The 26,752-nt window shown below is 34.5% G+C and carries 26 protein-coding genes and 1 pseudogene; 17 read left to right on the top strand and 10 right to left on the bottom strand.

The window, feature by feature from the left end:
* Nucleotides 1–348: 348 nt before the first annotated feature.
* Nucleotides 349–1,203 carry a hypothetical protein gene (locus IGQ45_05660; protein ID MBF2056708.1) on the bottom strand — a complete coding sequence of 285 codons (855 nt, stop codon included), beginning with the start codon at nucleotides 1,201–1,203 and terminating at the stop codon, nucleotides 349–351.
* Between the two features lie 175 nt (nucleotides 1,204–1,378).
* Here IGQ45_05660 and uvrA point away from each other — a divergent pair, with 175 nt between their 5' ends.
* The 3 genes from uvrA to IGQ45_05645 are packed head-to-tail and all read left to right on the top strand — an operon-like array spanning nucleotide 1,379 to nucleotide 6,211.
* Entirely contained in the window at nucleotides 1,379–4,225 is a 2,847-nt protein-coding gene (uvrA, locus tag IGQ45_05655) for an excinuclease ABC subunit UvrA (protein ID MBF2056707.1), read from the top strand.
* A 28-nt stretch (nucleotides 4,226–4,253) separates the two neighbouring features.
* Nucleotides 4,254–5,273, top strand: coding sequence for a hypothetical protein (locus IGQ45_05650; protein ID MBF2056706.1), 1,020 nt, complete (start codon nucleotides 4,254–4,256; stop codon nucleotides 5,271–5,273).
* Entirely contained in the window at nucleotides 5,273–6,211 is a 939-nt protein-coding gene (locus IGQ45_05645) for a DNA cytosine methyltransferase (protein MBF2056705.1), read from the top strand. Before IGQ45_05650 ends, IGQ45_05645 begins: the two co-directional genes overlap by 1 nt.
* Before the next feature lie 417 nt (nucleotides 6,212–6,628).
* Here IGQ45_05645 and IGQ45_05640 read toward each other — a convergent pair.
* The 3 genes and pseudogenes from IGQ45_05640 to IGQ45_05630 all read right to left on the bottom strand — a co-directional run bounded on the left by IGQ45_05640 (nucleotide 6,629) and on the right by IGQ45_05630 (nucleotide 7,942).
* Nucleotides 6,629–6,790 (bottom strand): annotated as a pseudogene (locus IGQ45_05640) (DUF3782 domain-containing protein).
* 146 nt (nucleotides 6,791–6,936) lie between these two features.
* Complete coding sequence (locus IGQ45_05635; protein MBF2056704.1) at nucleotides 6,937–7,521, bottom strand: hypothetical protein; 585 nt, start codon at nucleotides 7,519–7,521, stop codon at nucleotides 6,937–6,939.
* A gap of 187 nt (nucleotides 7,522–7,708) precedes the next feature.
* The gene (locus tag IGQ45_05630) at nucleotides 7,709–7,942 is read right to left on the bottom strand and encodes a hypothetical protein (GenBank protein ID MBF2056703.1); all 234 of its coding nucleotides are present in this window, start codon (nucleotides 7,940–7,942) and stop codon (nucleotides 7,709–7,711) included.
* A gap of 124 nt (nucleotides 7,943–8,066) precedes the next feature.
* Between IGQ45_05630 and IGQ45_05625 the strand changes: the two genes are divergently transcribed.
* A complete protein-coding gene (locus tag IGQ45_05625) occupies nucleotides 8,067–8,270 on the top strand; it encodes a type II toxin-antitoxin system HicB family antitoxin (protein ID MBF2056702.1) in 204 nt (67 codons plus the stop codon).
* Nucleotides 8,267–8,470, top strand: a complete 204-nt coding sequence (locus tag IGQ45_05620; protein ID MBF2056701.1) for a type II toxin-antitoxin system HicA family toxin — start codon at nucleotides 8,267–8,269, stop codon at nucleotides 8,468–8,470. The genes IGQ45_05625 and IGQ45_05620 overlap by 4 nt, the downstream gene beginning before the upstream one ends.
* On the opposite strand, the gene IGQ45_05615 is transcribed toward IGQ45_05620, so the two are convergent.
* Nucleotides 8,471–8,638 (bottom strand): hypothetical protein, encoded by a 168-nt coding sequence (locus tag IGQ45_05615; protein MBF2056700.1) that lies wholly within the window; start codon nucleotides 8,636–8,638, stop codon nucleotides 8,471–8,473.
* A complete protein-coding gene (locus tag IGQ45_05610) occupies nucleotides 8,635–11,040 on the bottom strand; it encodes a bile acid beta-glucosidase (protein ID MBF2056699.1) in 2,406 nt (801 codons plus the stop codon). Before IGQ45_05610 ends, IGQ45_05615 begins: the two co-directional genes overlap by 4 nt.
* 39 nt (nucleotides 11,041–11,079) lie before the next feature.
* On the opposite strand from IGQ45_05610, the gene IGQ45_05605 reads away from it, so the two are divergent.
* The 12 genes from IGQ45_05605 to IGQ45_05550 all read left to right on the top strand — a co-directional run bounded on the left by IGQ45_05605 (nucleotide 11,080) and on the right by IGQ45_05550 (nucleotide 21,164).
* Nucleotides 11,080–11,220 (top strand): hypothetical protein, encoded by a 141-nt coding sequence (locus IGQ45_05605; protein ID MBF2056698.1) that lies wholly within the window; start codon nucleotides 11,080–11,082, stop codon nucleotides 11,218–11,220.
* 35 nt (nucleotides 11,221–11,255) lie between these two features.
* Nucleotides 11,256–11,870: a DUF3782 domain-containing protein gene (locus IGQ45_05600; protein MBF2056697.1), complete on the top strand. Its 615-nt coding sequence runs from the start codon at nucleotides 11,256–11,258 to the stop codon at nucleotides 11,868–11,870.
* Between the two features lie 226 nt (nucleotides 11,871–12,096).
* Nucleotides 12,097–12,282, top strand: coding sequence for a hypothetical protein (locus IGQ45_05595; GenBank protein ID MBF2056696.1), 186 nt, complete (start codon nucleotides 12,097–12,099; stop codon nucleotides 12,280–12,282).
* A gap of 293 nt (nucleotides 12,283–12,575) precedes the next feature.
* Nucleotides 12,576–14,540 (top strand): dynamin family protein, encoded by a 1,965-nt coding sequence (locus IGQ45_05590; GenBank protein MBF2056695.1) that lies wholly within the window; start codon nucleotides 12,576–12,578, stop codon nucleotides 14,538–14,540.
* Between the two features lie 165 nt (nucleotides 14,541–14,705).
* On the top strand, nucleotides 14,706–14,951 hold the full coding sequence (locus tag IGQ45_05585) for a hypothetical protein (GenBank protein MBF2056694.1): 246 nt from the start codon (nucleotides 14,706–14,708) through the stop codon (nucleotides 14,949–14,951).
* Nucleotides 14,952–14,981: 30 nt separating this feature from the next.
* Nucleotides 14,982–15,404 carry a dynamin family protein gene (locus IGQ45_05580; GenBank protein ID MBF2056693.1) on the top strand — a complete coding sequence of 141 codons (423 nt, stop codon included), beginning with the start codon at nucleotides 14,982–14,984 and terminating at the stop codon, nucleotides 15,402–15,404.
* Nucleotides 15,405–15,420: 16 nt separating this feature from the next.
* Complete coding sequence (locus tag IGQ45_05575) at nucleotides 15,421–16,293, top strand: hypothetical protein (protein ID MBF2056692.1); 873 nt, start codon at nucleotides 15,421–15,423, stop codon at nucleotides 16,291–16,293.
* 26 nt (nucleotides 16,294–16,319) lie between these two features.
* The gene (locus tag IGQ45_05570) at nucleotides 16,320–16,724 is read left to right on the top strand and encodes a hypothetical protein (GenBank protein ID MBF2056691.1); all 405 of its coding nucleotides are present in this window, start codon (nucleotides 16,320–16,322) and stop codon (nucleotides 16,722–16,724) included.
* A gap of 365 nt (nucleotides 16,725–17,089) precedes the next feature.
* Nucleotides 17,090–17,767, top strand: a complete 678-nt coding sequence (locus IGQ45_05565) for an ATP-dependent Zn protease (protein MBF2056690.1) — start codon at nucleotides 17,090–17,092, stop codon at nucleotides 17,765–17,767.
* A gap of 115 nt (nucleotides 17,768–17,882) precedes the next feature.
* Nucleotides 17,883–19,097, top strand: coding sequence for a GAF domain-containing sensor histidine kinase (locus IGQ45_05560; protein ID MBF2056689.1), 1,215 nt, complete (start codon nucleotides 17,883–17,885; stop codon nucleotides 19,095–19,097).
* Between the two features lie 199 nt (nucleotides 19,098–19,296).
* The gene (locus IGQ45_05555; GenBank protein ID MBF2056688.1) at nucleotides 19,297–20,190 is read left to right on the top strand and encodes a CoB--CoM heterodisulfide reductase iron-sulfur subunit B family protein; all 894 of its coding nucleotides are present in this window, start codon (nucleotides 19,297–19,299) and stop codon (nucleotides 20,188–20,190) included.
* 92 nt (nucleotides 20,191–20,282) lie between these two features.
* On the top strand, nucleotides 20,283–21,164 hold the full coding sequence (locus tag IGQ45_05550; GenBank protein MBF2056687.1) for a universal stress protein: 882 nt from the start codon (nucleotides 20,283–20,285) through the stop codon (nucleotides 21,162–21,164).
* Between the two features lie 150 nt (nucleotides 21,165–21,314).
* On the opposite strand, the gene IGQ45_05545 is transcribed toward IGQ45_05550, so the two are convergent.
* From IGQ45_05545 to IGQ45_05530, 4 genes are all read right to left on the bottom strand, one after another.
* Nucleotides 21,315–22,865, bottom strand: a complete 1,551-nt coding sequence (locus tag IGQ45_05545) for an NAD(P)H-quinone oxidoreductase subunit N (GenBank protein MBF2056686.1) — start codon at nucleotides 22,863–22,865, stop codon at nucleotides 21,315–21,317.
* A gap of 378 nt (nucleotides 22,866–23,243) precedes the next feature.
* A complete protein-coding gene (locus tag IGQ45_05540) occupies nucleotides 23,244–23,417 on the bottom strand; it encodes a hypothetical protein (protein MBF2056685.1) in 174 nt (57 codons plus the stop codon).
* A gap of 65 nt (nucleotides 23,418–23,482) precedes the next feature.
* Entirely contained in the window at nucleotides 23,483–24,829 is a 1,347-nt protein-coding gene (locus tag IGQ45_05535; GenBank protein MBF2056684.1) for a methyltransferase domain-containing protein, read from the bottom strand.
* A gap of 244 nt (nucleotides 24,830–25,073) precedes the next feature.
* Nucleotides 25,074–26,693: a WD40 repeat domain-containing protein gene (locus tag IGQ45_05530; protein MBF2056683.1), complete on the bottom strand. Its 1,620-nt coding sequence runs from the start codon at nucleotides 26,691–26,693 to the stop codon at nucleotides 25,074–25,076.
* Nucleotides 26,694–26,752 lie beyond the last annotated feature (59 nt).

Below are 26,752 nucleotides of genomic sequence, written 5' to 3'. Positions count from 1 at the left end.
CACTAATTCGTAGGGCTTGTTTGATAATATAGCGTTTTTCATGATAATGAGGTAAGTTGATTATTCTCAAGTCCTCCTTGTAAAGGGGGATTTAGGGGTATCGTCTTGTGCCTAATCTTCACAATAATTGCTATGATTAACTGAGCTAATAATTAACACCGTAATTTTAGCAAGAATAATGTGTTTTGTAAGACAATATCTAAATTATGTTGGTAAATGATGACATTCTAATGTTATTAGCTCTAAATCTAATTCTCACAGCGCCCTTCACCGTTATCTATCAACTAAAATTAAGATGAATCGAGGGCTAATAGTTAGTTTGACGGGCGCTGGATTTATCTATTTAATTCATAAATGTAATACGGGTAATATTTTTCTTAGAAAATTTCTTATATGAAACTTTATTTTTTCATAGGGTGAGTTATAATTTTTACCACCATATTTCTTACTTCCGGTATGACCAGATATTCCTTGAAATTTAGGCTCTATTTTAAAACGTTTGATAATATTACTTTGATTTTCTAAAGATTTAATTTTTTTAAAATATTCACTCTCTATACAAAAATAACTATTTGGTTGATTTGCTAAAAAATTAATGTGCAAATTTACTAGATTTTGCTGATAAAAATTTTTACTAAAAGCGATGAAACGTGTATCACAAAATGGAGATTTATTTTGATTAAACAAAATATTCTTAACTTTATAGCCTTGATCTTTATAATCACAAATACAATCAAAATTAGCAGGAATAGTTTTCATAATATCCATAATATTCCTCAGTATAATTCTACCTGTAACTTTGCCAAAATGAGTCACATTTTTGATTAATTGAGATTTACTTAAACCTTCTTGAAGTAATAAGCATTCTCCAAATCCTTTGCCTTTTTGACTGTGATAAAGATTAGTGTCTAAAGAAATAAATTCTATCTCTTTTTGGTAAAGATTATTCATTAATACAAGCTGTTGAAGATTATCTAAAGAACTTGCTGAATTTTCAATAAAAATAATTTTCCTTAAATCAGGATAATTACAAAGATAATATCTAAGTGTTCGCATATATTGTTGTTCTCGCACATTTTTATCAGAAGGATAAGCTTTAGGTATATTATCAACAGATATGGTAGCGGTAAGAATTAAAGCAAACTTATTTTTAATATCTAAAGACTGGGAAAAATAAGTAAAATTAGGACGATTATGAAACATTATTTTCTAAAATATTTTTTATGAGATAATTATAGTAACTGATGCCACGCAATCAAACGAGATATTAATAGTTTCAGAAGTCAAGTGCGAACGAAAATTTAGTATTTTAAAGTTTATTGTAGGTAACTTCAGATAGTAATATATTTTATGCCGATAGATTCACATAACAATAATTATCTCCATGTCCGACAAAATTATCATTAAAGGCGCCCGTCAACACAACCTTAAAAATATCGATTTAGAATTACCGCGCAATCAATTAATCGTCTTTACGGGGGTATCAGGTAGCGGTAAATCATCCCTTGCTTTTGATACTATTTTCGCAGAAGGGCAACGCCGTTATGTAGAATCATTAAGCGCCTATGCTAGGCAATTTTTAGGACAGTTGGATAAACCAGACGTGGATAGTATAGAGGGTTTATCTCCAGCTATTTCTATCGATCAAAAGTCCACTTCCCACAATCCACGCTCAACTGTCGGCACTGTAACGGAAATTTACGATTATCTCAGGTTACTATATGGTAGGGCAGGTATTCCCCATTGTCCCATTTGTGATCATTCCATCGCACCGCAAACTATTGATGAAATGTGTGATCGCATTTTAGCTTTACCAGAAAAAACGAAAATACATCTTCTAGCGCCCGTCATCCGTGGCAAAAAGGGTAATCATCAGCAATTATTATCTAGTTTACGCTCTCAGGGTTTTGTGAGGGTGAAAATTAATGGGGAAATTCGGGAATTGGCGGATAATATCCAGTTGAAAGCGCAACAGAAACATGATATTAGCGTTTTAGTTGATCGTTTGATGGTGAAATTCACTATTCAAGAAAGGTTGGCAGATTCTCTCTCTACTTGCTTAAAAATAGCTGAGGGGATTGCAATAGTTGAGGTTTTGGATCATCAAAGTGAGGCGGAGGGCGCTTTGGATGATGTTTCACGCAAAGGCGCGGAGGCGCAAAGGAAGGGCGCTGAAGTTGTGTTTTCGGAAAATTTTGCTTGTCCAATTCATGGCGCGGTGATGGAGGAGTTGTCACCCCGTTTATTTTCTTTTAATTCTCCCTACGGCGCTTGTCTAAGTTGTCACGGTTTGGGTAGTTTTAAGCAGTTTTCACCCCATTTGATCATACCCAATCCTCAAGCGCCCGTCACCGTTGCCATCGCTCCCTGGGTTGAAAAAGAAAACCCTTATTATCTCTCTTTGTTGCAATATGTCGCTAAGGAATATAATTTTAAGTTAAGTGCCAAATGGTCGAGTTTAACCCCCCAGCAGCAGCAGATTATCCTCTACGGCGATCAACAAATCCAAAATTTACAACATGGTTATTATCGTGGGGTGATTCCCATGCTGGAAAAAACTTACGCTGAAAGTAATTCTGACATTATTAAGCAAAAGTTAGAGCAGTATTTGGAAGAACAAATTTGCGAAACTTGTCACGGTAAGCGTTTGAAACCAGAGGCTTTGTCGGTAAGATTAGGACAATATACCATTGATCAGTTATCCAGCGCCCCTCTCCGTGATTGTCTCACCAAAATTAATAACATTAAACTTACTCCAAAACAAGCTCAAATCGGCGATTTAGCGTTAAGGGAAATCAAAGCGCGGTTACAATTTTTATTGGATGTGGGTTTAGATTACCTCACTTTGGATCGCCCTGCCATGACTTTATCGGGGGGAGAAGCGCAACGCATCCGCCTCGCTACTCAAATCGGTTCGGGTTTAACTGGCGTATTATATGTATTGGATGAGCCTAGCATCGGTTTACATCAACGGGATAATGATCGTCTTTTGGCTACTCTCAAAAAATTACGAGACCTTGATAATACTTTGATTGTGGTGGAACATGATGAGGATACCATGAAGGGCGCTGATCATATTGTCGATATTGGTCCTTTGGCTGGGGTTCATGGTGGTACTATTGTAGTACAAGGTACTTTGCAAGAGGTGATGGCTTGTGAAGATTCGGTGACGGGCGCTTATTTATCGGGAAGGCGTAAAATTGACATACCCACCACCAGAAGGGAAGGTAACGGCAAGTTTTTAACTCTGCAAAATTGTCACCGCAATAATTTAAAAAATATCGATGTGGAAATTCCCTTAGGGAAGTTGGTATGTATTACGGGGGTATCTGGTAGCGGTAAATCAACTTTGGTTAATGATTTGCTTTACCCTGCATTACAACATTACCTTAATCGCAATGTGCCTTTTCCTAAACAGTTAGGGGCTTTAGAAGGCATAGAAGCTATTGATAAGGTAATTGTCATCGATCAATCTCCCATCGGGCGCACTCCGCGCTCAAATCCTGCTACTTATACGGGGCTTTTTGACGTGATTCGGGAGTTATTCACCCACACGGTGGAAGCGAAGGCAAGGGGTTATAAGGCTGGGCGTTTTTCGTTTAATGTGAAGGGAGGAAGATGTGAAGCCTGTATGGGGCAAGGGGTTAACGTTATTTCCATGAATTTTTTGCCTGATGTTTATGTGCAGTGTGACGTGTGCAAGGGCGCTAGGTATAATAGGGAAACCTTACAAGTACAATATAAGGGTTATTCTATTGCAGATGTGTTGGATATGACGGTGGAGGAAGCGTTGCAGGTGTTTGAGAATATTCCGCGCGCTGTCAGTCGTCTGCAAACTCTCATGGATGTGGGTTTAAATTATGTCAAATTAGGACAAAGTGCGCCAACTCTTTCTGGGGGGGAAGCGCAACGGGTGAAGTTGGCTTCTGAGTTATCGAAGCGCGCGACAGGTAAAACCATTTATCTTATTGATGAGCCTACCACAGGTTTATCTTTTTATGATGTTCACCACTTATTAAATGTCTTACAAAAGTTGACTGATAAAGGTAATTCTATGGTGATAATTGAGCATAATTTGGATGTGGTGAAGGGCGCTGATTGGATCATTGATTTAGGTCCAGAAGGGGGTAATAATGGGGGTGAAATTGTTGCTTTTGGTACTCCTGAAACAATCGCTAAATCCCAAACATCTTATTTGGCTAAGTATTTAAAACATTTATTGTAATTTTTATTCAACCTAAATCTATTTATTTATGATTGCTCAACATTCAATTATTAAAATTATTAAAGAATTTTTGGTAGAAAAACAATTATTAAAATCTGAAAATACATCTATTACAGATTTTGAAGATTTTTTTATGTACTTAATAGAATCAAGACAAAAGTTTAATAGTGCTTACTTGCTTAACTATTTATGGAAAAATATTTCAGCGAAAGACATGGCAAAAAGAAAGACATCAGCCAGAGATTTAGAAGATTATTTATCTATAATATTTAATGGTATTATTAGTGATGAAACTAAAAGAGTTAATAAGCAAATTGATAACCAAGATATTTTTATAGAAAATCATTTTATCACTAATTTTGTACTATCTAATCGCCGTGAGAAAGGAGATTTAATTTTTGCAAATAATTATCAACTTTCTATTAAAACTTTAATTAAAACAAATAAAGAGATAAACTTAGGTTCTTTTGAAAAAACAGCTTTGTTTTATTTACTAGATGTTGAGGATTACTTAAATGAAAGAAAAGGGAAAGAAGTAAAAATTAATAATGAAACATTAACAGTAGGTTTAGGTTCCCGTAATTTATTAAAAAATTTATTAAAACTATTAGAGCATAATAATAAACTTAAAAAGTTTCAAGAAAGATTTATTGATATGGCTGAACATATATTTTCAGCAGATTTTCTAATTGCCATAAAAGATGATGAAATTATGGATTTGTATTTTTTACCTAGAAGAAAATTTATTAACTTGTTAAAAGAAATTATTATCGATATTGATAAATTTTTAATGGTAGTTAATAGGTGGGAGGGAAATTCTTTAAGAGTTGACCGAAGTAAAATTTTAAATATATCTAAGCATATAAAATTAGATTTTCGTTTTTTACAAGATTCAATTTTGAAGGATTTTTCTAATTTTGAAGAAAAAATATCATCTTTATTAGTAAAATATATCAATGACCCTCAAGATAATTACAAGCAATTAATCTTTGAAGAGTTAGATAAAATTATAAATACTATTGAGCAAAATAGGGAGGGAATAAGTTAATGAAAGTAGTTTCTTTATTTTGTGGTTGTGGAGGATTAGATTTAGGATTTGAAAGAGCAGGACATGATATTATTTGGGCAAATGATATAGATAAAAATGCTATTGAAACTTATAAAAAAAATTTTGATATTACAAAAACAAAATTAGTTTTAGATTCTATAGAAAATATTGATTCAAAAAAAATTCCTAATAGTGACATTATCATAGGAGGCTTTCCTTGTCAAGGTTTTTCTGTGGCAAATCCTTATCGAAAAGAAGAAGATACAAGGAATAAATTATATTTAGAATTATTACGAGTAATAACAGACAAACAACCTAAGTTTTTTTTAGCAGAAAATGTTACAGGAATTACTAATTTAGGTGGCTATGAAACAGTAGAAGATAAAAAGAATAAAACTGGAAAAGTTTTTAAAATGATTTTAAATGATTTTCAATTAGCTGGATATAAAGTTAATTGGAAAATTGTAAATTCTGCTGATTATGGTGTACCTCAATTAAGAAAAAGAGTAATTATTATTGGGGTTAGACAAGATATTAATTTTACTTATCAATTTCCAAAAATTATTTATAAAAAAGATGAATATAAAACAATACGAGATGCTATTTTTGATTTGCCGAGAGAATATTGCCACAAAATTAATAATCATCAAGGTTCACAACATAAAGTTAAAGTTAATAATTATTTAGGAAATAGACAGTTAGATTGGAATAAACCTTCGCCTACTATTTTAGGTAGAGGCGGAGGCACAGGTGGTGCTGTAATACATCCCCATCCTGACTTACATAGAAGACTGACAGTAAGAGAATGTGCCAGAATACAAACTTTTGATGATGATTTTGTTTTTTATGGTTCTAATGGTTCAGCCTATATTCAAATTGGCAATGCGGTGCCACCAAAGTTAGCTTATTATCTAGCCTCAAATTTTCCCATTTCTTGATAATAAAAAATTTAGGTTTTCAATGAATATAAATTGCTGTGGGGGCGACAAAGTAGCTGAAAAGATGGAAAATAAAAGAGTGTAAAGGTAATACTTCTGAGAAAATAGAATCTGTTGCACCAAAATATTCTTGATGTCAAAAAAATGTTTCTACTCCCTAATATTTATCAACAACATTTAAAAAATCAATTTAATTTACCTCAATATTTAACTGTTTGTCTCCTGCTCAATTTACTTCAAAACCTCAAAACTGTGAAGAATTATCTGATTGTCTGAAAATTACACCCTTTCCAATACCTGAAACCTGCGCTTATCAAACATTCTTGCATCGAACTGAGGTAAAAATTGGACTATTGACATATTTATTAAAACAAGCCAATTTATCGGAGTATTTATAATCGAAGTTTTCATCTAAATCCAGCGCCCTCCTAATGCTCCAATTTCTTTACTTAACCTACTAATTTGTAAATCAGTTTTTTGTTGAGATAACTCGGTTTTTGGTTGTGATTCTGTTAATTCTTGTTGTTTGATCGTTACTTCAGCTAAAATTGCCCACACATCATCTGCTGTTATTGCCATAATCCTTATCGCTGTCGTATTTCAACAGTTCAATTTTACCAATTTTTGGGTTGGATACGACTTACCTATTGGCAATCCTTTCTCTTTCTCTTACTCTTTGCTTTCTTACTCCCCTCTCCTATGGGAAAGGGGTTGGGGGTGAGGGCTTATTTCTTCTTCTTGAAAATAAGAGTAGCGCCCATTACGATCACAGTTGCCACCATCATACTAGGTTCAGGAGTGGTAACACTATTGAGAGGGGTAAATTGGGTTTTTCCTCCATCGACGTTGAACCAGTTGGGATCGCTATCCAAGTCAACTAACTGTGGAATAAAGGTAAAGTCCACAAAGCCACCAAAGAATAAACTAGGACCTGAACTCAAGAAGAGGGCATTAGCAAGAGTCACTTCCCCATCTGTGACAATGAAAGCATCTTCACCTCCCCCTGTGCGAAGAAAACTCCAATCACTTAATCCCTCGAACTCATCTGTAGGGGTATCAGTGACAACGATAGCTAAACCATTACCATCATTACTGCCGTTTTGTAAACCAGAAATCGTGCCACTGACAGTTTCTCCAACTTGCCCAGTAGAACCATTACCAATCACAAATGACCAATTAAAACTTAAACCAGCGCCCTCCGCCGAAGTTTGAGACATTAATAATCCTAGAGAAGCGATGCCGAGAGTTGCTAAAAAATTAAAAGCCCTGAAACCCTTATTTTTGTAGGGGGGGGTAATGTTTTTGACCATTTTTGACCTCATTATTTTGAAATTGTGACCTCGTTTTATCATATCTGCTGACAAGAAAAAAAGATCATTAATTAATTTTCTATTTCCCAATCCTCATACTGTAAATTATCTACACGACAAAACTCAGAAACATTATGATTAGCAGAATTAAAATAACGAATGCAAGTATTAGTATCTAACAAATAACTCACAATAAATCCTCTCTTTCTTGATATGCTGGTTGTGTTTCCCTGACTAAAGATTCACCTTGCCAACAACCAGAAGTAAGCTCAAAAAAATTAGCAGACCAAGTTTTATTTGCGGTGGCATCCTCTAAAATTGCCGTAATTTCTTCCTCTAATGTACGACTATGTAAAGTTGCTAAATTAGTTAATTTTGATAGTAAACTCGGCTTAATTTCTTTTAAAATAATCTCATTCATATTGATTGCAAAATCTTTATTTTAGAATATAAAATGCCAAGTATTTATTTTAGCAATTTTTCAGATAAGTTCTCAAATCTTTTGCTATGATATGTAAAATCACACTTAAAATTAATTAAATTTTATGAAAATAAAAGTAATTATACATTCAGCAGAAGAAGGTGGATATTGGGCGGAAGTGCCATCATTACCCGGTTGTGCCACTCAAGGAGATTCTTTTGAAGAATTATTACAAAATCTTTATGAAGCCATTGAAGGATATTTATTAGTCGATACAGAATCTTTAACATTAGAAGATAATTCAACAGTGTGGGAAATTGCTGTATGAAATCAATGACAGGCAAAAAATTAGCCCAATTATTAGAAAAAAATGGCTGGAAATTAATTCGGATACAAGGAAGCCATCATATTTACAGCAAAACGGATGTCAAAGTTAAAATTTCTGTACCAATTCATGGCAATAAAGACCTAAAAATTGGACTATTGAGATATTTATTAAAACAAGCTAATTTATCGGAGTATTTATAATTAAGGTTTTTGCTTCATCCAGCGCCCTCCACCCTTTCTCTTACTCTTTGCTTTCTTACTCCCCTCTCCTGTGGGAGAGGGGTTGGGGGTGAGGGTATCTTCTCCTGTGGGAGAGGGGTTGGGGGTGAGGGCTTTCCCCCCTTTTGAAGGGGGGTTAGGGGGGATCACTTATTCAAAGCATGATAAATCGCCCAAATGCCCAGCGCCCTCAAATAATGACTAGCGCGGAAAGTATTAACCGCCGTGATAGCTTCGGGAGTGCGGAATTGTAAACCATTATCATAAATTTGATTAACCACCGTTTCAGCAACTTGTAAACCTTCCTCTTTCATACCATTAAGAATCATAAAAGCAACGATACCAAAATTAATGCCAGTCCACACTTCCAAGGGGTGAGTATCATTTTCTTTCTCCGCGCTACCATCTGGCTTAACACCGTTAGCGATGCCGAATTTACCGCCGTGAAAATTTAGGTAACAGGATTGATAAATAGTTTGTAAAGTTGTTTTGACGTATTGAGACTCAACCACATCAGGTAAACCCAATAATTGCGCGTAATATTGCCCCGAAAGTTGATCAGCCATCACCACATCCGAACCGCTTCCCGTGTCAAGGCGATAATATTGACCATTCCACAAGGTATCATGATACAGCGCCCTCCCCCGTTGCAACCAATCCTCGAATAAAACCAAAGACGCTGTTATTTCTTCCTGCGCATTTTCACGCTCTAAATTAGGATTAACAGGGGGATTAGCCAACAATATATTACCGATGCGGAGGGCGCTTTCTAACGCCGTAATCCATAAACCACCACAATAGGCGCTGATGCCTTGTAAACGCCAATCATCAAAAGTTTGATCAGGCGCGCCCCCATTTTCAGGAATACCGTCATTATCCAAATCAAAACCTTTTAAATAGTGCAAAGTTTCCACCACACTATCCCAACATTCCCAGAGGAAATCTTGATCATTTTTACCCGTCAAGAGATAGTTTCGATATACCAAAAGGACAAAATCTGAGCCTAAATCCTTCCACAAATTACAATCCTGATAACTGGTATAATTACTTTTAACCCAAGGATGCTCATTAGGTGCGCCCAAATCGTGGGGAGTAGCGCCCTTCGCCTTTCTGATGGCACTTGCCCCGTTATAACCAATTACGCGCGGAGTATCATCTGCCGTGGGAATAGCACGAGAAAAGGCTTCCATCACGGCTTTTTCTAAACGGGGAAACAGTTGCAATAGTGCAAATGAACCATAAAGACGTACATCTAAACTTTCATACCAACGATAATCAATACACTCAAGGATACCAAACTGACCAACGGGATCAGTTTCCGTGGCAGCCGTCCATAAAGTTCCCCCCTGAGTTAATAGGTATAATTCATTAAATAAAGCCATTTTCAGCCATTCAGGGTAACGAGAACTATTTAAAATCGGTTCTTGCCACAATTTGATCTTATTTTGCCACATATCATGGTGTTTTAAACCCGTGCGAATCATTGCCCACACATTACGCCCGTTGCGCCCGAAAAAGTCCGTATAACGGCGAAAATAGTTAATTCCTTGAGCAAATTCTGTCACGGGAAAATCCCAACTTAAAATGAAAGGAATTTTTTTAGTTTTACCCGGTCTAATAGTAAATCTGATCGCTATTGCCCCGGCAATTTGTTCCGTAGGTTCAGCCGGTGTCTCGTCTTGGTAATCTGGTAATGAGCCATTATAAGCAAAGCGATCCCAAATTTCGCTTCCATCCCCCTTGGGGTTCCAACGGGTATGATAAAATACTTCTAACGTAGGATTTGTAGTGGTGGCAAATGCCCATTGTCCTTCCCCTTCCTTTGGTTCATCACCCATGCGAATGCGGTCAAATAAGCAACCTACACGGAAGGAATCTTGGATTAATTGGTTAAGATTACCTGTACTATCTCCCCAGCGCGGTTGATATTCATACACGGGGCTACCGTCATCTCTAACTTTCACGTCAAGGGATTTTATGGCATTAGTAAACCAACCGACGCTATTTTGCCACGATAATAAAATACTCATGGTGATGGGTTTATCGGTGGGGTTGTGGATACTCCACTCAAATACTGCTACGGGATAACTTGATTCTTGGTAACTTCCAGCCCAAACAGGGGAAAATTGCTCACATATCAACTGAGATTGAAATATTCCCTCATATTGAAACCAACTGCGAGGGTATAAAGCATGATAACTTCCCTTACCTTGAGGATACCATGACCAACGGGATAAACTGCCATCTTCAGGGGCATTAGTATTCAGGGCATAAACTTGGGCTTCTCCCCCTTCTGGTTGCTCAAACACCGCAAACTGACAAGCTGGGAGACTTTGAAAGGTATGATTTCCGCCATCAATGTGCCATAGGTTAAAATCGCCCGATGGACTTCTACCAATACATCCAGCGCCCATCCCCCCTAACGGCATTCCGTGATTAGGACCATCATCAAGGTTACTGGAATAACGTACAGTGTAGGGATTATCCCAAGTTTTACCTATTTCACACTGCCAAGCCTGAGACGGAATTTGGGGTAGTTCGATTTTTAACATAACCTATGGATTAAATTAACAATTAATAATTATAGTCGCTTGGGTGGAGGCACGAAACCCCACAAACAAAGATTTGCCCTCACCCCCAACCCCTCTCCCGCAGGAGAGGGAAGTAAGAGATTTTGGCATGGGGTGGAGGGCGCTGGTCATAAAAATAGATCAAAAAATAAGATAAAATAGTATCAGTTAGTACAAGATTAGTAATGTGAATATTTATGACAACTACCGCCGATGATGTTTGGAGACTATTAGCAGAATTAACAGAAGCTCAAAAAGAAACAGAGCAACGTTTTCAAGAAACAGATCGCCGTTTTCAAGAAACAAAGGATATTCTTAAAGAGCAATCTTTAGAAACAGATCGCCGTTTTCAAGAAACAGACCGTCAAATAACCCGATTAAGTAAAGAAATTGGTAATCTGGGGGGTAAATGGGGGCGCTTTGTGGAAAATATGGTAGCGCCCTCCTGCGAAACTTTATTCCTTAGTCGTGGTATTCCTGTGCATCAAGTTAGTCAACGGGTAAAAAAACGTCTTGATGGTGACATTCTCGAAATTGATGTGTTAGTGACTAACGAAAATCATGTTTTAGTGGTGGAAGTCAAAAGTAGTTTAGGTGTTAATGATGTGAAAGATTTAATCAAAGATTTACAGAGATTTAAACGGTTTTTTCCAGAATATAGTCAGAAAAATTTATATGGTGCAGTAGCAGGAATAGAAATGGAGGAGGGCGCTGATAAATATGCTTATCGTCAAGGTATATTTGTCTTAGGTCAAAGTGGCGAAAGTGTTGCTATTTTTAATGGTGATGAATTTCAACCCAAAGCATGGTAAACGGTGGAGGGCGCTGGGTTTGAAGTAACCATCGATAATGATCAATTACTTGAAAAGTTGAGAACTGTATTAGATATTTTGAGATTAACGTTTTTATCTTTTCACCATAATACAAATTATAATTACGAAAGTTAAAAAAAAATTAAGATAAATCGAAATTCGTTTCGTTCTTGTCAGGATTTACTATGATGTGATAACCAACAGAAAAATCAGATTATACCCTTTCATGATACCTGTCTCCTCTAATTTTAGCTTTCTACAGTCAGAGAATAAACAATTAACTCATTTAGCTTCTCTAGCTGAATACTGTTTACATCTTGATACCAATACTTGTTTAGTAAAACTTAGACAGTTTGGAGAGTTATTAGCTAAACAAGTTGCATTAAAAGTCGGTATTTCTATATTAGAATAGAGGGAAATAATGCTACTCACATTAACTATGATCAGCCTGATTATAAAACAGCTTTAGCTCATATTAAATACGCATGGGAATTAAGTATTTGGTATTACCGCTCATTTTATGATGATCATTTTCATTTCCAAGAATTTATTATTCCACCGAATCCTACCCTCGAAATAGAAAAGCAATTAAATGAACTAAAACAAGAAGCGGAGAGAGTTAAAAAACTAGCGGAAGCTGAAGTAAAAGAAAAAGAAGCCATAGGAATTTTACAGCAAAAAACAGAATCTAAATATCAGCAAATTTTGAAACAAAAACAAGATGCTATCGCACTCCTAGAATCTCAAAAAAAACAAGAAATAGAAAAATTAAAACAAGAAGCAGAATTCAAATATCAAGATGCTTTAAAAGAAATTGAAATTTTACAACAAGAAATTAACAAAACAAAATTAACAGAAGAAGAAATAAATCACCGCATCAAAAAAGCCATAGAAATAGAAGATAATATTAATAGTTTTACAGCAATGTTAATGGGTAATTTTGCTAATGATAATAAGGTAGAAGGCTATGAAAGCATCAGTAAAAAAATAGAAAATGTTACCACTGCTATAGATAAAATATCTCTTTTAATAGGTGATTATCAGCAAACAGAAATATCCTTACATGATGGAAAAAAACTTAAAGCAGGATTAGGTATAACTAGCGAAGCAAAAAATCTTCAAAAACGTTCAAAAGACTTAAAACATGGAATTTTTAATGTACTGGTTTTAGGTACATTTAGTAACGGAAAAAGTACCCTGTTAAATGCCATGTTAGGCAGTCGAAAACTACCAATGGATAATTGTCCTGCAACGGCTATTATAACAATGCTAGTCTATGGAGAAGAAGGAAAAGTTAAGCTACATTATAGTAATAATCAAGAGCCTAAATATATAACGTTTGAAGAATTTGATCAAGAATATGTTTTAGATATTGACGACCAAGAAACTCTACAAACAACTCATTATATAAATAGATTTAAAGACATTGAATTTGCTGAAATAGAGTGTAGATATAACTTATGTAAAGGGGGAGTTAGATTAATTGATTCTCCGGGTATTGGGGAGCAAATTTCCCGAACAAAATTAACCACAGAATTTTTACAACAATCCCACGCAGTTATCTTTATTTTTGATGCAACTCATCCATTGAGACAAGAAGAAAGAGAATTTATTGAAGATAATTTTAATAATAACAACAGCAACGAAAATATCTTTTTTGTGGTTAATAAAATAGACTTAGTTGATGATGATGATGACGACGATGATAATGACGGTAGAGAAAAAATAGGTAAATACTTTGCCAACTATCTCAAAAATTTATATTCAAATCAAAAAACAAACTTAGATCAAGAATTATTAAATAAACGATTATATCTAGTTGATTCTAAATCAGCTTTTAAAGGAAGAAAAAAAGAACCAATTAAGCAATCTTTAATAGAAAAATCTGGAATTTTAGCATTTGAAAAGGAACTAGAGAATTTCTTAACTACAGGAGCAAAATTTAGAGCAGGAATAAGCTCAGTAGTTGATTTATTGATATTAACCATAGATAAATTAGAGCAAAAAATAACTCAACAAGAAAAACTATTGGGTGAACCATTATCAGTATTAGAAGAGAGAAGAATCATCGCAGAAAAAAAATTAAAACTATTAGAAGAAAGAGAAAATAGAATTAAAGAAATTATCAATTTATACGCTAATAATATTACCGATAAATTATGTTTTGATATAGAAACTTATATCATGAAAATGAAAGATGATTGGCAATTTGACTACAAAGAATTTACAGAACTAGATCAGTTGAATTTTTTAAGTGTTGGGTCTATGGTATTTGATGAGTTAGTCCGTAATTCTACAACAAAAGCGATCAATGAAGATTTAATGAAATATTTAAAGTTTAAATTTGAAGAATGGGCTAATCGCATTCCTATTATCATCAACAAAGATTTAAGTAGTTTACAAAAACAATTAGATACATCTATTCAAGATTTCGCTAGAGAAATTTCTTTAATTGAATCTCTTTTTATTGGTGAGAATTTAATTGATGTAATTGAAAATCGTACGGATACTGTAATGCAGTTAATTATCAGCACTATATTAGGTGATTTCAGCACTATCAATAGTAGTTTAATGGGAGATAATGATTGGTCAAATTTCTTTTTAGAAACTATTAAACAAGCAGTATTAGTAACATTTATTTTATCAATATTTGGAGGTCCTATTGAATGAATTGCCTTAATCGCTGCCGAAATAACTCAATTTGTTATTAAGGGAGGAAAATCTAAAAATAAATTAATTACAAGTATAGGGAAAAAACTTTTTGAAAAAGTCGATGAAAAACTACCAGAACTACAATGGCGTATCAATGAAAAAATTAATGAACAGTTTACTAACTTGAAAACTCAAATAATTTGTACTATTCAAGAACAAATAGAGGAAGTGAGGAAAGAACAACAAAAAATAATCGAGGATAAAAAGAATAAAAAATTTTCTATAGAACAAGAAAAAATAAGAATTTCTGCTATTAAAAATGAAGTTATCTATTTATTTAATGAAATCTGTAAAAATGCCTACGATAAAGAATATTCTTTAGATGAAATACAGTGGCTTTACAAAGGGAAAAAACTTATAAAAAATTAGATAAAAATATATTTCTTGTCAAAAAATATTATGGTAAATCGCTTTTATGCTAATGACCCAAATTGTTTTGTTCCGCAAAATGAACAATTTAATTTTGTTTATTTTTCCCATGAGGTTAAATATATCGCAACTCAGCTCATAAGTATATCTGCTATTTTTAGTAAGATTAAATTAAGAACAGAAATACAAAACTTTGACTCTTTAATTAATCGCTTTTATGAATTACAATATGATTTGTTAACACACAAAAAAAGAATTTCTGTATTTGGCGTTTTTAAATCTGGCAAATCTACTTTTATCAATGCAATTTTAGGGAAAAAAATATTACCCAGTCGTACAAATAGAGCAACTGGTGTAATTACTACTATTAGCTATGATTCTAAAGAGTATGCCAAGATTCTTTTTGATTCTAAGATAGGAAAAATTTCGGAAATAATTGGTATCGATTCTTAAACAAGATGAATCAGAAATGGCGACTCATTATCAAAAAAATATCAATAATTTTAAACTTCAGTTAAGATATTTATTGGATTCTTTTATTACAGAAAGACTAATTTTATTACCAAGACTCAGTAAAATTCAAAAACATTTAAAAAATGTGGTTAGTCACTGTCAATTTAAAATTTTCACGGTGGAAGAAAAGATAAAAGAATTGGAAGATTTAAGGGAAAAAGTTTCAGAAAAAAGAAAACTTCACTTTGTGAAAAAAGTAGAATCAATTAGATTAATTTTAGAGAAAGAAAAACAATCTATTTTTAGTAATTTAAAAATTATAATAAATAAAATAATTTCTGAAGCAAAATATTTGATTAAAGAAGATAAACCGATGTGGGTAAATCAACTAAAAGAAGAATGGAATTTTGGAAATAAAACATTTATTGATTATTTAAACACAAGTATTATAAGGTCTAATGATAAAATTGATGAAATTAACATTTTTCCCGAATGGAATTACAGTAGCTTTTTACAGCATTTAGAGTTAAAAGAAGATTTAATTACTAATGTTAGTAACAATATAGGAAATTGGGGTACTTTCACTCTTAAATTTTCAAGAGATATAGAAAATTTTATCTCTAATAAAAATACTAGAGATGACATTTTTAATAATGTCAAAAAAGAAATTTTACAAAGAGAAAAAGTATTAAGAAATAGTGTTGATCAATATCTTCTTTTAATCGGGGAAAATGTAAAAATTTATGAGAGAAAGAATCAACCTAACATAGAACCATCTAAAGATTTACTTTCTCTTTATTATGATATGAATATCTATCAAGATATTATTCTACAATCAAACATTTTCTTAGATTTTATAGATAAAACTATTAATGATTTAAAAAACTGAAAATTATAATTATTTGTTTTAAACTTATGTTGAAAATAACTCAAGATAGACAAGATTGGAATAAACAGTTTGAGACTGTTTGGCAACCATTTGCAAAAAAGATTGTTAATACTTTTTCATCTGAATATCCCCAAAAGTTAAAGTTAATAAAATCTAATTTAGATTTGAATAATTATATTAACGACATCATAAAACATCATGTAAAAATATGGGAAATCGACAAAGAAGACCAAGCTATTTGGTTGGAAATTTTGGAGCGAGAACATCCTATAGTTGGTCAAGTATTTTATGATATTTTAAACATTGTGAAGCAAATAAGAGACAAAAGAATAGAAGAAGAAGTTAATATATTGATCAAAAAATTAACTCTTCAAATTGATGGTTATTATGAGATACTAGAGAGTGTTATTAAGGGCATTAAAAAACATTAATAACTTCTGAATATACCTAAATATTTTAAGCTAGGCTAGTTATCAATCAAAAACAGCGCCCTCCACCATTAGGCGTTGCTGATTTTCAGTAACTGCTAAACAAATGTAATAACTGATGTTAGGCAGTCAAAGGGGATATTAATGCTTTCAGAGGTTGAATGCGAACGAAAAATTAGTATTTTAAGTTTTATTGTGGGTAACATCAGTTACCCAATTTATTTTTTTCAATCAACAATTAAACAGAAATTTCATGGAGGAATCAACTATGTTACACTATCAAGTTATAAAGAAAAGAAGCATACCGAAGATTCCATATAAAATAAGGTTTAAGTTACACTGAAATAAAAGTTGATAATTCTTTCTCTATGCAACAAACAGGATTAAATATTTTAGCCATTAGCATTTTTACCATTACACTATCAGTACTTTTAGGCCCTTTAATTAATCTATCTCCTTTCATCCCGGCTACTATTACCTTTGTTTTACTGGGTTTAGTAACTATTGACACCCTTAATTGGCAAAATCAAGGCATAAATTTGTTGGTAGATATATTTGCATCTGCCGAACAAAAAGAAAGAATAATTTTTCATGAAGCAGGACATTTTCTCACAGCGCACGTCAACCAAATCCCCATTCAAAGCTATACCCTCTCAGCATGGGAAACTTTAACAAAAAAAAATACAGGTAGTGGGGGAGTCATCTTTGACACCGAATTTTTACAAGAAAACCCTCAAGATATGCGAGAAAAAAATTTGATGTTAGAAAGAGTAGGTGTAGTTTTAATGGCTGGAATTGCTGCTGAAAAAATTTTTTATGAATCATCTCAGGGAGGAGAAGAAGATAAAATCAAATTTCAACAGATTTATTCTCAATTAAGTGATGGAATAGTTAATGTTGCTATGCGCCAAAGATTAGCCATTTTACAGGCAACAACTATCATTGAAACTCATCAAGAAGCCTATTTAAAGCTAGTAGAATTGATGAAACAAAGAAAAACTGTCACAGAATGTCAAGAATTTTTAACTACAAAATTCTCCCTCTAATCAAAAGGAAATTTATAATCGACAATCAATAATTCAATAATTAACCCCCTCTTCCCTTTTCCTTAGTAAAAGTATATGATGTTATCAAAGAACTAAATTAAAGTTCACCGAAAAGATGAAATCAGCGCCCCTCCCCGATAATGAACAACAAAGAATCGAAGCATTATTACGCTATGACATCCTAGACACGGATTTTGAGGAAGTTTACGACGAATTAACCCAACTGGCTTCCAGTATTTGTGGCACTCCCATCACTTTGATTAGTTTGATTGATACCCATAGGCAATGGTTTAAATCAAAAGTTGGTTTACAACCAAGGGAAACCAATCGAGATATAGCATTCTGTAGTCATGCAATATTACAAAGCGAAGTATTTATCATTGAGGATGCCACCGCCGATGAGCGTTTTGCCGATAATCCCCTCGTCACAGGAAGCCCTTACATTCGCTTCTATGCCGGCGCCCCTCTCATCACTCCAGACGGCTTCTCTTTAGGTACATTATGCGCCATTGATACCGTACCGCGCCAGTTTTCAGCAGACCAAATTAAAGCCCTCAAAATTCTGGCTCGACAGGTAAGCGCCCAATTAGAATTAAGATTATCCTTCAGTAAATTACAAAACTACGCCAGACAATTAAGGCAAGTTAATGCCAGTAAAGATAAATTTTTTTCCATTATCGCCCACGACTTAAAAGCGCCCTTCAACTCCATGCTAGGATTTGCTGACATCTTGCAAAGCAATGCCGAAAATTTAGACATCACACAAATTAAAGACCTCAGTAGTGATATTTATAACACAGGCAAAAGCACTTATCGTCTTTTAGAAAATCTCTTACAGTGGTCAATGTTAGAAATTGGTAGCTTACCATGGAAGCCTACTCGACTCAATCTCAATGAAGTTGTTGACGATATACTATTAATGCTATCAGGAGTAGCAAGAACTAAAAGCATTTCTTTAATTAATAAAATTATCCCTGCACAAACTATTTATGGGGATACAAAAATGTTACAGTCTGTCTTGCAAAATTTGATTAATAATGCCCTAAAATTTACTCCCGAAGAAGGGCAGGTGACAGTATCATCACAGGTGGAGCATAATTTAATTAGGGTTATAGTTAGTGATACGGGAGTAGGTATGACCCAACAACAGGTTAACAAATTATTTAATATAGAACATTGTATCAGTAGAGACGGCACACAAGGGGAAAAGGGAACAGGATTAGGTTTATTATTATGTCAGGAGTTTGTCGCTAAAAATGGCGGTACAATGAAAGTTGAATCCCATATTGGTAAAGGCTCTCAAGTCAGTTTTACTATACCCAAAATTTAGAGAAAGGGAGATGGGGAAGCAGGGGAAGCGGGGGAGAAAGGGAGATGGGGAAGCAGGGGAAGCAGGGGAGAAAGGGAAGCAGGGGAGATGGGAAGAAAAGAAGACAGGGCAATTATGAATTATGAAATAATAATTTCCTTTGCCCTTTGCCCTTTGCCCTTTTTACCCATTATCAATTATCAATTATCAATTAATAATTATGCTTCGTTATGCTTATTTTCCCGGTTGTGTAGCCCAAGGCGCTTGTCGAGAGTTACACATTTCTACTGTTGCCATTAGTCAAGTATTAGAAATAGAATTAATTGAACTCAAAAAAGCCTCTTGTTGTGGCTCTGGTACTTTTAAGGAAGACTCTCAACTATTAGAGGATACTGTCAACGCTCGTAATATTGCCCTCGCTGAGTCCCTTAATTTACCCCTTTTAACCCACTGTAGCACCTGTCAAGGGGTTATTGGTCATGTGGATGAAAGACTGAAAGAGGCAAAACTTAACAACCCTAATTATTTAAACGAGGTTAATGGTTTTTTAACCAAAGAAAACTGCTCTCCCTATCAAGGCACCACAGATGTTAAACATTTATTGTGGGCGCTGGTGGGGGATTATGGTTTAGATAAGTTGCAAACAAAGGTCAAAAAATCTTTGGCTGGGTTGAAGTGCGCTTCTTTTTATGGTTGTTATTTACTCCGGGCTCAAAAAAACCTTCCTTTTGATGATCCTTTTCATCCTGAATCTATGGAAAATGTGTTTCGGGCGCTGGGGGCTACTCCTGTGTATTACGATGGTAGGATAAAGTGTTGTGGTTGGCCTCTAGCGAGTTATGCGACAAAGCAATCTTTTATGATGGCAGGAAATAACTTACTTGATGCTAAGGGGAAGGGCGCTGATTGTATTGTTACCCCTTGTCCATTATGTCATCTCAACCTCGATTCTCGACAGCCTGAAGTAGAGAAGGTAGTACAAGAAAAAATTGGCTTACCGATTTTACATTTACCGCAGTTAATTGGCTTGGCTTTGGGTATTGAACCTGATAAATTAGGTTTAGATCATCATGTGGTTTCGACTCAGGGAGTTTTGGATAAGTTATGTAGTTGATAAAAAGATATAAAAGAGATTTTTTCGGATTCTTGAGTCGAAATGCTACTCTAAAACAAAGAATATTAATTAAATTGTTATTAAGTAAATAAATGTTTAAGCGTTGTTTGATTTGTACTGATTTAACGGAAGGTTTGCAAAGACTAAGCAAATTTGTTGAGGATTTGGGCGCTGGTGGGTTGGAAGAAATTACCTTTTTTCATAGTGTACCTCTTTGGACTCAGGGTGAGATTCCCCGTGTGGATACTGACAAAATTAATGAAGCAAAGGCTTTTTTAAACAATAGTTTGCCTTCTATTCCTGATGGCATGACTGTTAATATTGAGGTTGCTTCAGGAGATGCTAGTAATACTATTTTGGAAGCAGTAAAAAAATTTAATTGTGATTTTGTTATTATCGGCACAGCTTTAAAAAATGCTATACAGAAAGGTATTTTTGGTTCTACTGCCACTAAGTTAACCAAAAAATTAAATGTTCCAATTATGATTTTACGTCCTCAGTTAATCTCTATATTTCGGGAAGAGGAGTTGGCTTTACGTTGTCGTCATTTGAATGATTTTTGGTTAATTCCTTATAAAGGAGGTAAATCTTCTAATTACTTAATCAAAAAAATTAAGCAGTATGCCACTGATAAAGTTATTAGTAAGGGTCACAAAATTTTATTATTAACCGTAATTGAAGACATTTCAAGGTCTCCTTTGTTAATTGAAGATAATTTTAATCGTGCGAAAAAAGAATTAGAAAAAATTAAGCAAGATTTAGATTCTTTGGGTATGGATGTGGATTATTTGGTGAAAAAAGGTGATCCTATTCCTGAAACTCTTAACGTAGCACTGGAATATGATATTAGTGCTATTGCTTTAGCTGATGATCATGATAATATTTTGTTGGATTGGACTTTGAGGACTTTTGGACAAGAAATTTTACACCGTAGTTGGTTTCCTCTCTTTTATATTCACTATGTAGAAGATTAGTTGACGCTTACCCGTTAAATCAAAGATTATAACGGGGGATTCTTGATTTATAGACATTTGACTAGACCAACTATATTTTGATTAATTTTCGTTAGTACGTTTTTTAAGGGTTGAACAATGTTCAACCCCCACGAAAATTTAAAACACAAACTATCTTAAACTAACATCTATTACAGACTCCACAGGATTGAGAGCTGATTGTAAAAAGCTACTACTACTAACAGAATCATTAGCAATAGTAACGATAGGATTGGACAAAATGCCAATAATAGAAGTAGCAATCACCAATAACACCAAAGAAATTTGCATGGGGCGCATACCAACACCACTCCAGCGCACGACGGGGTATTTTTTCACTACTTCGGACATCTCTTGAGGTTCTTTGACTACCATCATTTTCACTACTCGAATGTAATAGTAGATTGAAATAACACTGGTAACTAAAGCCGTTAAAACTAAGCCATAAAGCCCTTCTTGCCATCCTGCCCAAAAAATGTAAATTTTACCAAAAAATCCAGCTAAAGGTGGAATACCGCCCAAAGAGAGCAAACAGAGGCTTAATCCAAGAGTGAGTAAGGGGTCTTTTTGATATAACCCAGCATAATCACTAATTTTATCACTACCAGTCCTGAGGGCAAACAAAATAATACAGGTGAATGCGCCCAAGTTCATAAACAGGTAGATAAAGAGATAAAAAATCATGCTAGAGTAACCAGCTTGGCTGTCAGCAACTAAGCCAATCATCACAAAACCAGCTTGACCGATGGAGGAATAAGCTAACATTCTTTTCATGCTAGTTTGAGCCAATGCCACCACGTTACCTAATACCATACTAAGGATTGCCAAAGCGGTAAAGATAAACTGCCATTGCTCATCCATGGGATTGAAAGCAGTGGCTAGTAAACGAATGGCAACGGCAAAACCAGCGGCTTTTGAACCCACAGACAAGAAAGCAACCACGGGAGTTGGTGAACCTTCATAAACGTCTGGAGTCCATTGATGGAAAGGCACAGCAGAAATTTTAAAGGCAATTCCAGCGATAACAAATACTAAGGCAATGGCTAAACCGAGAGATTCTAAACCTTTACCAGGGGTGATGACTGAGGCAATTTCGGTAATTTTGGTTAAACCACCAGATAAACCATATAGTAACGATAACCCATAAAGGAAAATGGCTGAACTCGCTGCCCCAATTAAGAGATACTTTAGCGCGGCTTCGTTAGAGCGAGGATCGCGCTTCATGTAACCTGTCATGAGATAGGATGAAATACTTAACATTTCTAAGGATACAAAAATCATCACTAACTCTGACGCGCCACAGAGAAACATTCCTCCTAGGGTGGCAGTTAGCATGATGGCGATAAATTCAGACAGGGATGTGCCAGTATTTTCGATATAAGTCACCGACATGGCGATGGTGATAGCGGTGGAGAGCGCTATGATAATACGAAAAACAATACTTAAATTGTCACCGATAAAAGAGCCTAGGAAAGATTGGGGATTAGGGCTATCCCAATTCCAAATTAAAGCGCCCACCGCCCCAACCAAACCAATCATAGCGAGATAAGGAAGAAGGGAAGCTGATTTACGCCCCAATATTAAATCAACGATTAAAACTAATAATAAAGTTGTGATGACGATTCCTTCGGGTAAAATCGTCATGGCATTTAACTGACTAGCAATCTGACTAGAAAAATCCATGTTTTACTTGCTTCTAAAACTATCAATAGTTAATCTTAACTGAAAATACCTCTACTTTTTCCTATAAACTAAAAATGCCTTGAGTATTTGCCTTTTTTGCTCTTTACTTCAAAGCGCCCTTCACCATAATCCCTCACCCCTAACCCCTCTCCCACAGGCGAGGGGAATAATCCAGCGCCCTCCACCCCATGCAAATATGAAATGACTATCGTTTAATATCGCCGCGCAATAAATTTCACGGCTATCGTAATTTCGTTTAATAAATTAAACTCTTTTATTATTCATTGATTAAATAAAAAATCAAACTACCATTGCTCAGTTAGAAAAATATAACCCTTAAAAATAACATCTTAGTTCAATTCATTGAACGTGATACCATTAACCGTGTAATTCATTACACGGTGGGGAAATGCGATAAACCATAGCATCTAAAAGCCTTGTTTGGGTATCCGTTTGAGCGGTGATTTTTTCTTCTAACTCATCACATAATTTCATCATTTTATCCACTTTCTCTACTATTCTTTTTTGTTCTTCTAATGGTAGAAATCCCACGACAAAGGATTCGATTAATTCTCTTCTTACCCCAGCCCCTCTCCTGTGGGAGAGGGGAAATAACTTTATTTTTCTACTAAGACATATAAGAAACTTTCTAATTTTGTTAGGGTTTTAATCATATCTTGGCATACTTCCTCATGGGTGACGGGCGCTAGGGTTAATAAATTAATGGGTTTAATTTGTTGCCACCGTTTCACTAAATCTTGAAAACTTTGTTTTCCTTCCCACAAGGATAATAAACAACTTGCCGTATTACTTTCAATCTCAACATTGCCTTGGGCTGTTAAAGTGATAAATCGATTCAAATAGCAAGATTGTTGGCTTTTAATGGCTTCTATGAAAGCATTTTTTACGGTATCATTCCTTAATTGTGGATGTAGGGTGACGTGCGCTTGTAACCAATCATCGAAACTCCATGCCATTACCGATTCTTGCGGAGGTAGAGAAGCATCACCATTAACACACCAAAAATCGATTAGGCGATGAATAGGATTTAATAACTCATAGATATGTAATTCTTCCTCAAGGGAAATATTTTCTAAGCCCATTTCCCAAGCATCAGGCAAATTTTCCTTATTTTGAAATAAATCACGCACATTCCAACTACGCCAATCAGTCATAGATAGAAATTGTAAATTGGCATCTGCCAGCATGGTAAAGACTTGGGGGATGGTATAACCCTTATCACTCTGTAGCAGATAATTCATTAAAACACTACTTTTGAGCTTGTCAGCATTAGTTATAAAAGGGGCAAAACCGCTTTGCCAAAAACCCTTAGCACCAACATTATTTTTTAAATTAGTAAAAGTTTCCTTAACTATTTCCACCTCAAAATCATCGGGGTTATCTTCCATCAACCCCATCGTTTCAAATAATTCCTGCATATTCAACAGGTGAAATCTTTGATAATAGTTATGAAAATTTGTTCTCAGGATACCATTTGCACTCAAAACAGATTGCAACATTTGTAAACCTTCGGCTGGATTAGGTAATAAATAAATCACCTCATCACAGTTGATGTAGTCGAATTGATAATTTAGCTGGGAAATTTCATCAAGACTAATGGCATGAAATTCACAATTACTAATACCGTGATATTTAAACCTCGCTTCGGCAATTTCAATAGATTTCGGAGAAATATCCACCCCGACAATTTTCGCCCCCGGATTAGCATTGGCGATGGTTTGAGTTTTCCAACCGCTACCACATCCTGCATCGAGAATAATTTTATCTTGACGCTCAATAATTTTTTGTTGTGCTAAATAATAGGATGTGGTGATGTCATGAACAAAAAAAGCGTTATAGTCAAAAGTAGGTTTTTGTTCGATAGGGATATGAGGATAGGGGAGATTATCGTATTGCTCGATAATTTTTTCTTTGACTTGGGCTAAGGATTCGGGGTTATTCATGAAATTTTACAGTCGAAAACCTCGTCTATATCAGACGGCTTGACGCTCATTATTTTATCAGAATTTTGTTGGCTTATTTTTGTCAATTCCTATTTTGTGAGAAAAACTTCTATTTTTTTGTTTAAGTGCTGATGCAAAATAGATTGTCTATTTTGAAATTAATAAAATTTGTTTAATAATCTCTTGCCCGTTGCGTTTTGCCTGTTGCCTTTTGTAAGGTAAACATACAATTAATTTTGCCTACTTAATTTTGACTTTTTTGCCAAATTTTAACCACACCATTCACACCACCAGCCACTAAAATCTCTCCATCTTCGCTTAAAGATAAAGAAAAAATACGATTATTATCACTGATATTGAGATGACCTAATTCTTTACCTGTCAAAACATACCAAATTTTAATTAATCCATCAACTCCACCGCTATAAAGTAATTGATCGTCGGGATGAAAAATTAACTCCATTACTTGTCCATGATGGCTTTTTAACTCCATAGTTGGGGAAACTTCCTGAAAAACCTCGAAAATACTAGGGGGAAGATACCACATTTTGATCATACCATCAGCGCCCCCCACCGCTACATATTCCCCTGAGTTACTAATAGCCAAAGATTCCACCGAAGCCAGATTACCCACTAAAGTACATAGTTTACCAGCGCCCTTCATCCCCCAAATGGAAATAGTGCCATCACCGCCACCACTGGCAATAATGCCCACTCGATCATTAATAGCTAAAGCATTAATGGCACCATTATCATCATAATAACTACTAATTAGTTCACCATTACTTAAATTCCAAATTTTGATAGTTTGATCATAACTACCACTAATTAATAAGTTATTTTCGGGCGCTATGGCTAATCCATGAATTGAGCCATTATGCTCAGTTAAAGTTTGTTCTAAAATTAGCTCATATTGGGATTTTGACTTACTTTTTAATGACCATATTTTTATATCTTGATCAAGACTTCCTGTAGCTACTCCTCGATGTAAATAATTATTTTGATTAATAGCTACTGTTAATAATCCCTGCTGAGACCCTGAAATTTGATCAATTTCAATACCTTTTTCTATAGACCAAATTTTTAATTGTTGATCCCAAGAAATACTAAATAAATATTGTTTATCATTACTAACAGCTAAACCTGTTATGGATTCTTCATGGGCATCAATAATACTAATACATTTCCAAGCAATTTTCGGCGGTGGCTGAGGATTATATTCACTAATTTCTGGATTTATTGTCGCTTTTCCTGGTAAATTAATTTGATTAACCGTATCAGGAATATCAGAATAATTAACACTTAAAAATAATAACTTTTGCTCAATAGTGTTAATTCTGCCTTCTAAATCATGGTTTTTAAAATAATTGATGATACTCCCTAAAGATTCATTAACGTTATTCATATCTCGCTGTAAAGAAGCAATAATTTCATCATCGGAAAGAGATATGGATGGCGGAGAAAAAGGAGGAGGAATAAGGGCAGATTGTCTTTTTAATTTTTCAATTTCCGTTTGGAAATATTCGACTTTTTCGGTAAACTTATTTAACTGAATTTTTAAGGCGGCAGCGATGCGCTTCTTCGTGCGATTTTCTAAAGATATACGATTAATTAAATTAACCATTAATACTAAAATGATAATTAATAAAAGTAGGGGATAATTACGCAAATTATTATTAGTAATTAACATTATAAATAACATGAAATTTAAGGCATATTCTCCCCATTGTAGCCTAGTAAAATTTTTAAAAATCATGATATTTTCCTTATTATTTTGTTCTAATAATAATCTTAATTGAGAATTAACTAATTCTCTTAATTCGTGTCGAGAGTCTTGTTTTTGCATAGTTGTATCGTCACTCACCTAGTTTCCCTCCTTCTCTGGGATAATACCTGTACTTTCACTGACATTCAATTTTAGCG

It is taken from the genome of Cyanobacterium sp. T60_A2020_053 (assembly GCA_015272165.1).
Classification (GTDB): Bacteria; Cyanobacteriota; Cyanobacteriia; order Cyanobacteriales; family Cyanobacteriaceae; genus Cyanobacterium.
This window is presented reverse-complemented; position numbering and strand designations above follow the sequence as displayed.

Excerpts from the sequence above, each read along its gene's own strand:
- IGQ45_05660 (MBF2056708.1), bottom strand. The coding sequence starts at position 1,203 with ATGTTTCATAATCGTCCTAATTTTACTTATTTTTCCCAGTCTTTAGAT.
- IGQ45_05650 (MBF2056706.1), top strand. The coding sequence starts at position 4,254 with ATGATTGCTCAACATTCAATTATTAAAATTATTAAAGAATTTTTGGTA.
- IGQ45_05645 (MBF2056705.1), top strand. The coding sequence starts at position 5,273 with ATGAAAGTAGTTTCTTTATTTTGTGGTTGTGGAGGATTAGATTTAGGA.
- IGQ45_05635 (MBF2056704.1), bottom strand. The coding sequence starts at position 7,521 with ATGGTCAAAAACATTACCCCCCCCTACAAAAATAAGGGTTTCAGGGCT.
- IGQ45_05630 (MBF2056703.1), bottom strand. The coding sequence starts at position 7,942 with ATGAATGAGATTATTTTAAAAGAAATTAAGCCGAGTTTACTATCAAAA.
- IGQ45_05625 (MBF2056702.1), top strand. The coding sequence starts at position 8,067 with ATGAAAATAAAAGTAATTATACATTCAGCAGAAGAAGGTGGATATTGG.
- IGQ45_05620 (MBF2056701.1), top strand. The coding sequence starts at position 8,267 with ATGAAATCAATGACAGGCAAAAAATTAGCCCAATTATTAGAAAAAAAT.
- IGQ45_05610 (MBF2056699.1), bottom strand. The coding sequence starts at position 11,040 with ATGTTAAAAATCGAACTACCCCAAATTCCGTCTCAGGCTTGGCAGTGT.
- IGQ45_05600 (MBF2056697.1), top strand. The coding sequence starts at position 11,256 with ATGACAACTACCGCCGATGATGTTTGGAGACTATTAGCAGAATTAACA.
- IGQ45_05595 (MBF2056696.1), top strand. The coding sequence starts at position 12,097 with ATGATACCTGTCTCCTCTAATTTTAGCTTTCTACAGTCAGAGAATAAA.
- IGQ45_05580 (MBF2056693.1), top strand. The coding sequence starts at position 14,982 with ATGGTAAATCGCTTTTATGCTAATGACCCAAATTGTTTTGTTCCGCAA.
- IGQ45_05575 (MBF2056692.1), top strand. The coding sequence starts at position 15,421 with ATGGCGACTCATTATCAAAAAAATATCAATAATTTTAAACTTCAGTTA.
- IGQ45_05570 (MBF2056691.1), top strand. The coding sequence starts at position 16,320 with ATGTTGAAAATAACTCAAGATAGACAAGATTGGAATAAACAGTTTGAG.
- IGQ45_05565 (MBF2056690.1), top strand. The coding sequence starts at position 17,090 with ATGCAACAAACAGGATTAAATATTTTAGCCATTAGCATTTTTACCATT.
- IGQ45_05560 (MBF2056689.1), top strand. The coding sequence starts at position 17,883 with ATGAAATCAGCGCCCCTCCCCGATAATGAACAACAAAGAATCGAAGCA.
- IGQ45_05555 (MBF2056688.1), top strand. The coding sequence starts at position 19,297 with ATGCTTCGTTATGCTTATTTTCCCGGTTGTGTAGCCCAAGGCGCTTGT.
- IGQ45_05550 (MBF2056687.1), top strand. The coding sequence starts at position 20,283 with ATGTTTAAGCGTTGTTTGATTTGTACTGATTTAACGGAAGGTTTGCAA.
- IGQ45_05545 (MBF2056686.1), bottom strand. The coding sequence starts at position 22,865 with ATGGATTTTTCTAGTCAGATTGCTAGTCAGTTAAATGCCATGACGATT.
- IGQ45_05535 (MBF2056684.1), bottom strand. The coding sequence starts at position 24,829 with ATGAATAACCCCGAATCCTTAGCCCAAGTCAAAGAAAAAATTATCGAG.